Genomic DNA, 6,253 nt, shown 5'->3' on the forward strand with positions numbered 1-6,253 from the left:
CGGCGCTAACGTTCGTCCAGCCTGTGATCGCGACTTTGCGCGTCGCCGGCATTCAGCGCGAGGCCGCCTCTGGCCCGATGCGATCGCCACGGAGAATTCGATGGATCTCGTCATTCGCAATGCCCGCCTGTTCGACCGCGATCCGCAGACGCCTTTCGACATCGGTATCGCGGCCGGACGCTTCGTCGCGATCGGGCCCGACCTGGACGCCGCCGCCCCGAGCTTCGACGCGCAAGGGCGGCTTGCCTGTCCCGGCCTGATCGAAACCCACATCCATATCGACAAGTCGCGCATCATCGATCGCTGCGCTCCGCAGGAGCGCAGCAAGCTGAGCCCGGTGCTCGGCGTCGCGCCCCTCAAGCCGGCCATGACCGTCGAAGACGTGCGCAACCGCGCGGCGCGAACGCTGGAGGCATGCATTGTGCACGGGACGACGCGGATGCGCACGCAGGTCGAGGTCGATCCCGGCATCGGCATGCGCGGGTTCGAGGCGATCCAATCGCTTGTCGCGGACTACAAGTGGGCGATCGACGTGGAGATCTGCGTGTTTCCGCAGGAAGGCCTCACCAATTATCCGGGCACCGACGCGCTGCTGGTCGAGGCGCTCGAGCGCGGCGCAAAGCTGATCGGCGGGGCGCCGCGCTACGACACCGACGCACGCGCACAGATCGAGCGAATCTTCGAGCTCGCACGGGAATTCGACGTCGATATCGACATGCATCTCGACGTGGGTCCCAGCGCGCAATCAATGGATGTGCATGTCGTACGCGAGCTGACCGAGAAGTACCGGCGCGGCGGCCGGGTCGTGGTCGGACACATGGCGAAGCTGTCGCTGCTGCCGCCGGCCGAGCTCGCGGTCGTGGCGCGCCAGCTCGCCGGCGCCGGCATCGCCGTGACCGTGCTGCCTGCGACCGACCTTTTCCTGATGGGTCGCGACCAGGAGCACAGCGTGCGCCGCGGCGTTGCGGACGCCAATGCGCTGCTCGGCCACGGGGTGAATTGCTCGCTGTCCTCGAACAACATCCTCAATCCTGCCACGCCCTACGGCGATTGCTCGCTCATCCGCATCGCCAACCTGTACGCCAACATCCTGCAGCTCGACCGGCCGGCGCAGCTGCGCGAATGCTTCCACATGCTCACCACCCGTTCCGCCCGGCTGCTCAACATGAACGACTATGGCTTCATGCCCGGGTGCCCCGCCGACGTCGCCATCTTCGATGCGCACACCCCGGAACAGGCGATCGCGGAGCTGGCCCGGCCGGTGGCGGTGTTCAAGGCGGGCAAGCAGACGGTGCGCTGGCATGCGCCCGAGCTCTTGCGACATTGAGAGGCGGACATTGAGAACAAGGCGCGTTCGCGTGACAATCGCGTGCTCGGACAGCAAACACCGGAGCACGTCATGACCGTACCTGCAACGATGAAGGCGATCCAGATCCGCACGGCGGGAGGGCCGGAAGTCCTCGAGCCCACCGAACGGCCTGTGCCGCAGGCGGCGAAGGGCGAAGTCCTCATCAAGGTGGCCGCGGCCGGCGTCAACGGGCCGGACCTCATGCAGCGCAAGGGCCTCTACCCCGCGCCGGCGGGTGCATCCGACCTGTTGGGCCTGGAAGTGTCGGGCGAGATCGTCGCGCTGGGCGAAGGCGTGGGCGAATGGTCGCTCGGCGAGCGGGTTTGCGCGCTCACCAACGGCGGCGGCTATGCAGACTACTGTGTCGCCGACGCGCAGCAATGCCTGCCGATTCCCAAGGGCGTCGACCTGCGCGACGCGGCCGGGCTGCCCGAAACCTTCTTTACCGTGTGGAGCAACGTCTTCATCGGCGCGCAGCTGAAGGCCGGCGAGACCTTTCTCGTCCACGGCGGCGCCGGCGGCATCGGCACCACGGCGATCCAGCTCGGCAAAGCCTTCGGCGCCCAGGTGATCGCGACCGACAGCCCGGAGGAGCGCTGCAAGATCTGTCGCGACCTGGGCGCGGGTCGCATCGTCGATTACAAGCAGGAGGATTTCGTCGAAGTCGTGCGCCAGGCCGGCGGCGCCAACGTCATCCTCGACATCGTCGGCGGGCCCAATATCGAGAAGAACATCAAGGCCGCCGCGCATGATGCGCGCATCATCCAGCTCGCGTTTGCGCTCGGCTCCAAGGTCGAGATCAACCTGATGCCGATCATGCTCAAGCGCCTGACGTATACCGGCTCGACACTGCGCACCCGGCCGCCGGAGTTCAAGGCGCGCATTGCGAGCGAGCTGCGCGCGCAGGTCTGGCCGCTCATCGAAAGCGGCCGCATCCGGACGGTGACCTCGCGCACGTTTGCGTTGGCGGACGCGGCCAAGGCGCACGCCACCATGGAAAGCGCCGAGCACGCCGGCAAGATTCTGTTGACGCTATAGGAGATAGTCATGGCCATCGAAAGCAGCGCGCAGTCGGTCAACATCAACGAGCTCAAGCGCTATTCGCCGCAAGCCCGGGTCAACCAGCCCCTGCTGAGCTCGAAGGACTTCGTCACGCGCATGAACTGCTACGAGCCGGGTCAGGTTACGCCGTTTCATGTGCATCCGAACGACGACGAAGTGATCTTCTGCGTCGAGGGGCGCGGTGCGATCACGTTCGAAGGCCGCGACGACGTGCCGTTGGCGCCCGGGAGCCTGGTGAGCCTGCCGGCGGGATTGCCCCATGGCATCGCGGCCGCGGCGGACAGCCGGATGGTCGTTATCTACACGACCAACGCGGGCTACACCAGCGAGCGGCCGAACCCGCACGGCGCCGATGCGGCGATACCCCTCCACGGGGAGCGACCGGGGAGCTGACATCCGAGCTGACATCCTTTCCCCTTGTCCGACGCCCCCGGATTGGCAGGCTGCTGAAAAACCAACGTCGCTCCCGCGAACGCGGGAGCCCAGGGATTTGGAGCAAATCGATTCGAGTAGCCCCTGGATTCCCGCCTACGCGGGAATGACGGTCTTATTTATGCGCCTGACTGGCCTTTTCGAAATCCTGTTATGCCCTGTCGAGGCGCCGGCGGTCTATTGCAGGATGAAGCCACCGTCGACGACCAGATTGGCCCCGTGCACGAACGTCGCCGAGGTCGATGCGAGGAACAGGATCGTCTCCGCCACCTCCTGCGGCGTTCCCCAGCGGCCCAACGGAATTTGCGACTCACGCCATTCCTTGTAGCCGGGCTGCGTTTTCATCGTTGCGCGCGCGAACTCGGTTTCGATCGGCCCCGGGCTCACGGCGTTGACCTGGATGTTGTCTTTCGCCAGCTCCAGCGCCATCGACTTGGTCATATGGATCAGTGCCGCCTTGGCCAGCCCGTAGAGCGCGGACGTCGGCGAGGCGACGATTCCGAGCTGGCTTGCGACCGTCACGATGCGCCCGCCGCCGTTGGCCCGCATGACGGGCAGCACCGCCTGACTGGCGAGAAACGGTGCACGCAAATTCACTGCGATGAGCCGATCGAAATCGGCGGCCGAGAATTCGCCGAAGGGCTTGCGAATGCGGATGCCGGCATTGTTGACCAGAATGTCGATGCGGCCGTGGCAGGCAACCGCTGCATCCACCATGCGCTGCACGTGGCCCGCATCGCCCAGATCGAACACGCCTTGTTCCGCGCGCGCCGACGGATTTCCTTTGCGACATTCGCCTGCAACCGCTGCGAGCTCCTCCGCGGTGCCATCCGCCGCGAGATAGACCGCGGCGCCCGCCTGCGAGAGCGCGAGCGCGGTCGCCCGGCCAATGCCGCGCGATGCGCCCGTCACCAGCGCGACTTTGCCGCTCAATGACGACACGACGCGCGCCTCATGGCAGGAATCGGCCGCGCCGAAATCGAGAGACGCCACGGTAGAAGCATCGCGAATTACACCCTCGAAGTTGCGTGGCGTTCCTTCCCTCACCCTCGATCCCTCTCCCGAAGGGAGAGGGAAGACAACCATACCCCTTGGCGCAAACATACAAGGGGGTGAGGGAGCAATCAGTCATTTGGCGGAAGCTCGCTACGCCTGCACATGCGCCGCGCTTGCGCCCGCGAACTGCTCGTCGTGACGCTTCTCCTGCTCGTAATAGTTCTCCCGGTAGCGCTTGTAGGTGCGTTCGTGCAGGGCGATCCCGTCCGCCGAGAATTCGGCCGCCGGCGAAGGCAATGGATCGAAGTGTCCCGGCGCATTCGACCCGCGCACCAGCAGCGCGGGCATGCGATGCGAACCGACCGGTCGCACGTGCGCCGGGACGTAGCTGATCCCCAATCCCACCCGCCGGTGAGAGGCACGATTGGGGGCGGAGCGGTGCGGGCATAAGGTGTGGTGCAGCGAAAGCTCGCCTGCCCGCAGCGTCATCGCGACTGCCTTCGTTTCATCGAGCGGTTCGACGATGAGCTGGCCCGCGCCGTTGATGCTGTTGGCAAGCCGCGCGGCCGCATGATGCCGCTGTCGCGGTGCGCCTTGTGAGGACAGGACCTCCATGCAGCCGGCTTCGCGGCTCGCATCCGAGAGCGCGACCCATGCCGTGACGTGCTCGTAAGGCTCGAGACCGAAGTAAGTTGCGTCCTGATGCCACGCGGCAAAGGTGGCCGAACCCGGCTCCTTGATGAAGAACGTGCTCCAGAAAACCAGGATGTCGGGACCGATCACCTCCTCGACGACGTCGAGGATGCGGGGATGGCGCACGAGCTCGTTCACCCACGGCAGGTAGGTGTAGGCGGCGCCGCGCCACTTCATCTCGGCTTTCGGCAGCGGGCTGCCGAGAAACGCCTCGGCACGCTCCAGATCGGCCAGGCAGCGGGCGGCTTCGTCCGCCCCGAGCGCGGGGATCGGGTACAGGAAGCCGTCATGGCGATAGCTTTGCACCTGCTCAAGCGTCAAGGTCTTCATGGCTCCACCTCTACGGCAGCGTTGTTGCCGGCTATCCGGCGCGACTCAGGCGATCGTATTCCCGACCGCCGCCGGCGCGCGCGTGAGCTTGCGCCACTTCAGGTACTGCGGAACGGCCACGATCAGGCACAGCGCCAAGGCAATCGAATCGGCCAGACCGGAAGGGAAGACGAGCAAGCACGCCGCCGCGACAAATAGCGCGCGCTGCAACGCGTTCAGCGCTCCGAAGAGATACCCCATCGCGCCGGCGGCGAACGGAAATACGGACGCGAACAGGATCAGCCAGCAGTACAACACGTCCGTGTTGAAGCCGTTCGGCATCAGGATCGGCGAATAGACGAACATGAAGGGCATCACGTACAGATAGGCCGAGAACCGCATCGCGTGAAAGCCGGTGGTGTAAGGATGCGCCCCGGCGAGGCTCGCGCCGGCAAACGCGGCCATGCAAACCGGCGGCGTGACGTTCGAGGACTGGCTGAACCAGAATACGCAGAAGTGCGCCGCGATCAGCGGAATGCCGATCTCGTGCATCCCCGGAACAGCGAGCAGCGCGAGAATCAGGTAATCCGCGGTCACCGTGATGCCCATGCCGAGCACGAAGGTCGCGAACATGACCAGCAGCAGAGCGGCCCACTGGTAGCCGAAGGTATAGGCCATCACCAGCGCGGAGAACTTGAAGGCGAGCCCGGAAAGCAGCGCGATTCCGATGATGATGCCCACGGGACCGGCAGTGGAGCCGACGATGAGGGATTTATCGCCGCCGTCGACCAGCGCTGCGTAGAGCGTAACGAAAAACCTTTTGAACTCGCCGCGGCCGAAATACTTCACCGCCATGATGGCGAGAAAGCTCACGATCGCATAGAAGGCGGCGAGCGAGGCCGAGTTGCCGCTGAACAGCACATAGAACAGGACGAAGATCGGCAGGATGTAATACCAGCCGGCCTTGAACACCGTCCATGCGCTCAGGCGGTCCTCCGGCGGAACGCTGCCGATGTCGGTGCGCAAGGCCTCGAAGTGCACCATCACGAACACGGCGAAGAAGTACAGCAGCGCCGGCACCAGAGCGATCTTGATGATCTCGGCGTAGGGCATGTGCAGCATCTCGGCCATGAGGAACGCGCCCGCGCCCATCACCGGCGGCATGAACATCCCGCCGGTGGATGCGGCCGACTCGATCGCTCCGGCGACCGGCGGCCTGTAGCCGGTCTTCTTCATGAGCGGGATGGTGAAGGTGCCGGTCGCGACCACGTTGGCCGTGGCGCTGCCCGAGATGCTGCCGAACAGGCCGCTCGCGAACACCGCGGCCTTGGCCGGGCCGCCGCGCAGCCGGCCCATCAGCGCGACCGGGAAATCGATGAAGAAGCTGCCGGCACCGAAGCGCTCGAAGATCGC

The 6,253-nt window shown here is 65.5% G+C and carries 6 protein-coding genes; 3 read left to right on the forward strand and 3 right to left on the reverse strand.

Annotated features, from left to right (window positions below; all coding sequences use genetic code 11):
• The first annotated feature begins 100 nt into the window (after positions 1-100).
• From GEV05_13295 to GEV05_13305, 3 genes are all read left to right on the forward strand, one after another.
• Positions 101-1,327 carry an amidohydrolase family protein gene (locus GEV05_13295; GenBank protein ID MPZ44355.1) on the forward strand — a complete coding sequence of 409 codons (1,227 nt, stop codon included), beginning with the start codon at positions 101-103 and terminating at the stop codon, positions 1,325-1,327.
• Positions 1,328-1,417: 90 nt separating this feature from the next.
• Positions 1,418-2,386 (forward strand): zinc-binding dehydrogenase, encoded by a 969-nt coding sequence (locus GEV05_13300; GenBank protein MPZ44356.1) that lies wholly within the window; start codon positions 1,418-1,420, stop codon positions 2,384-2,386.
• Between the two features lie 9 nt (positions 2,387-2,395).
• The gene (locus GEV05_13305) at positions 2,396-2,803 is read left to right on the forward strand and encodes a cupin domain-containing protein (GenBank protein ID MPZ44357.1); all 408 of its coding nucleotides are present in this window, start codon (positions 2,396-2,398) and stop codon (positions 2,801-2,803) included.
• 216 nt (positions 2,804-3,019) lie between these two features.
• Here GEV05_13305 and GEV05_13310 read toward each other — a convergent pair whose 3' ends face one another.
• The 3 genes from GEV05_13310 to GEV05_13320 form a co-directional block, all read right to left on the reverse strand.
• Positions 3,020-3,946 (reverse strand): glucose 1-dehydrogenase, encoded by a 927-nt coding sequence (locus GEV05_13310; protein MPZ44358.1) that lies wholly within the window; start codon positions 3,944-3,946, stop codon positions 3,020-3,022.
• Between the two features lie 42 nt (positions 3,947-3,988).
• A complete protein-coding gene (locus GEV05_13315) occupies positions 3,989-4,861 on the reverse strand; it encodes a phytanoyl-CoA dioxygenase family protein (GenBank protein MPZ44359.1) in 873 nt (290 codons plus the stop codon).
• A gap of 45 nt (positions 4,862-4,906) precedes the next feature.
• The coding region (locus tag GEV05_13320; GenBank protein ID MPZ44360.1) for a TRAP transporter fused permease subunit at positions 4,907-6,253 on the reverse strand (1,347 nt) is incomplete at its 5' end.

The sequence above is a fragment of the Betaproteobacteria bacterium genome (assembly GCA_009377585.1).
Taxonomy (GTDB): Bacteria; Pseudomonadota; Gammaproteobacteria; order Burkholderiales; family WYBJ01; genus WYBJ01.

Coding starts and splice junctions, on each gene's coding strand:
- GEV05_13295 (MPZ44355.1), top strand. CDS start 101: ATGGATCTCGTCATTCGCAATGCCCGCCTGTTCGACCGCGATCCGCAG.
- GEV05_13300 (MPZ44356.1), top strand. CDS start 1,418: ATGAAGGCGATCCAGATCCGCACGGCGGGAGGGCCGGAAGTCCTCGAG.
- GEV05_13305 (MPZ44357.1), top strand. CDS start 2,396: ATGGCCATCGAAAGCAGCGCGCAGTCGGTCAACATCAACGAGCTCAAG.
- GEV05_13310 (MPZ44358.1), bottom strand. CDS start 3,946: ATGTTTGCGCCAAGGGGTATGGTTGTCTTCCCTCTCCCTTCGGGAGAG.
- GEV05_13315 (MPZ44359.1), bottom strand. CDS start 4,861: ATGAAGACCTTGACGCTTGAGCAGGTGCAAAGCTATCGCCATGACGGC.